This window comes from Sphingomonas sanguinis NBRC 13937 (assembly GCF_001591005.1).
Taxonomy (GTDB): Bacteria; Pseudomonadota; Alphaproteobacteria; order Sphingomonadales; family Sphingomonadaceae; genus Sphingomonas; species Sphingomonas sanguinis.
This window is the reverse complement of record NZ_BCTY01000106.1, coordinates 1-1,967: the sequence shown is the minus strand read 5'-3', so window position 1 is coordinate 1,967 and position 1,967 is coordinate 1. Positions and strand designations below refer to the sequence as shown.

Sequence of the window (1,967 nt, the reverse complement as noted above, 5' to 3'; positions counted from 1 at the left end):
GGGGGGGGGGGGGGGGGGCTTCCGCAAAGGACAACCTTCGTGGCGCTCCCCCTCCACCATCCTTCGGATGGTCCCCCTCCCCGTGCCGGGGAGGATAAAATCAATGCCGGAAGTGCCGCATGCCGGTGAAGACCATCGCCAGGCCCGCTTCGTCCGCCGCCGCGATGACCTCGTCGTCGCGGATCGAGCCGCCCGGCTGGATAACCGCCGTCGCGCCCGCCTCGACTGCCGCCAGCAGGCCGTCGGCAAAGGGGAAGAAGGCGTCCGACGCGACCGCCGAACCGATGGTGCGGGGTTCCGCCCAGCCCGCCTTCTCGGCGGCATCCTTGGCCTTCCACGCGGCGATGCGCGCCGATTCCAGACGGTTCATCTGGCCCGCCCCCACACCGGCGGTCGAGCCGCCCTTGGCATAGACGATCGCGTTCGACTTCACATGCTTGGCGACCGTCCAGGCGAAGCGGCAATCGGCCAGTTCCTGTTCCGTCGGCGCGCGCTTGGTGACGACCTTCAACATGTCGTCGGTCAGGCGGCCATTGTCGCGGCTCTGGACCAGTAGGCCACCCGCGATCGACTTCATCATCAGGCCGGGCCGCGCCGGGTTGGGCAGTTCGCCCGACAGCAACAGGCGCAGGTTCTTCTTACGGGCGAATATCTCGCGCGCTTCCGGCGAAGCATCCGGGGCCACCACCACTTCGGTGAAGATGCCCGAGATCGCTTCGGCCGTCTCGGCGTCGAGCGGGCGGTTGCAGGCGATGATGCCGCCGAACGCCGACACCGTGTCGCAGGCGAACGCCGCCTGGTACGCCTCCAGCAGCGTCTCGCCGCTCGCCACGCCGCAGGGATTGGCGTGCTTGACGATCACCACAGTCGGCGGGCCATCGAGGAACTCCGACACCAGCTCGAGCGCGGCATCGGCGTCGTTGAGGTTGTTGTAGCTCAGCGCCTTGCCCTGCAGCTGCTCGGCCTGGGCGATGCCCTGACCGCCCTTTTGCGGCAGATAGAGCGCGGCGACCTGATGCGGGTTCTCGCCATAGCGCAGCGTTTCGGGATGCTTGGTGAAGGCGAGCGGCAGGGTCGCCGGGAACGCCTCGCCCTGATCGGCAAAGGCGAACCACTGGGCGATCGCCGAGTCGTAGGCGGCGGTGGCGGCGAAGGCCTTGGCGGCGAGACGCTGGCGGGTCTTCAACGTCGAGGCGCCGTCATTCGCTGCCAGATCGGCGAGGAAGTCGGCATAGTCCGCCGGGTCGGTCAGGATCGAGACATAGCCATGATTCTTGGCTGCCGAGCGCACCATCGAAGGCCCGCCGATATCGATATTCTCGATGATCTCGGGCCGCTCGGCACCCTTCGCGACGGTCTGCTGGAACGGGTAGAGATTGACCACCACCAGGTCGATCGCGCCAATGCCATGCTCGGTCATCGCGGCGGCATGGGCGGGATCGTCGCGCACCGCGAGCAGGCCGCCATGCACCATCGGGTGCAGCGTCTTGACCCGGCCGTCCATCATCTCGGGGAAGTTGGTGACCTCCGAAATGTCGCGCACCGGCAGCCCGGCGTCGCGGATCGCCTTGGCGGTGCCGCCGGTCGAGACGAGGTCGACGCCCCGCTCGGCCAGTGCACGGGCCAGGTCGATGACGCCGGTCTTGTCGGACACCGACAGCAGCGCGCGGCGGACCGGCACCAGATCGACGGAAGGAGCGGTGGGGAGCGAAACGGCCATCGGGCAGCGGGTCCTACATGCTGGGGAGTTTGCGGACCCGATAGACTCCGATTCGCCGAAGCGCAAAATGTGATTCGGGGAAGCTTCATTCCTCCCCTGCAAGGAGTGGCAGGTGGATTGCCTCCCAGGCAATCCAGATCATGCCGGGGGCATGATCGACCTGTCACTGGGGACCAGCGAAGCTGGTGGAGGGGTGTAGCGCTATCGAGAGGGCGACACCCCTCCGTCAGGCCTTCGGCCTGCCACC

At 67.5% G+C, this 1,967-nt stretch carries 1 protein-coding gene; it reads right to left on the bottom strand.

Annotated features, from left to right (window positions below; translation table 11 throughout):
- Positions 1 to 100: 100 nt before the first annotated feature.
- Positions 101 to 1,720, bottom strand: a complete 1,620-nt coding sequence (gene purH / locus SSA01S_RS18760; protein WP_061781609.1) for a bifunctional phosphoribosylaminoimidazolecarboxamide formyltransferase/IMP cyclohydrolase — start codon at positions 1,718 to 1,720, stop codon at positions 101 to 103.
- Positions 1,721 to 1,967: the final 247 nt, after the last annotated feature.

What these genes read in the sequence shown, in the direction of transcription:
- purH (WP_061781609.1), bottom strand. Translation starts at nt 1,720, where the DNA reads ATGGCCGTTTCGCTCCCCACCGCTCCTTCCGTCGATCTGGTGCCGGTC.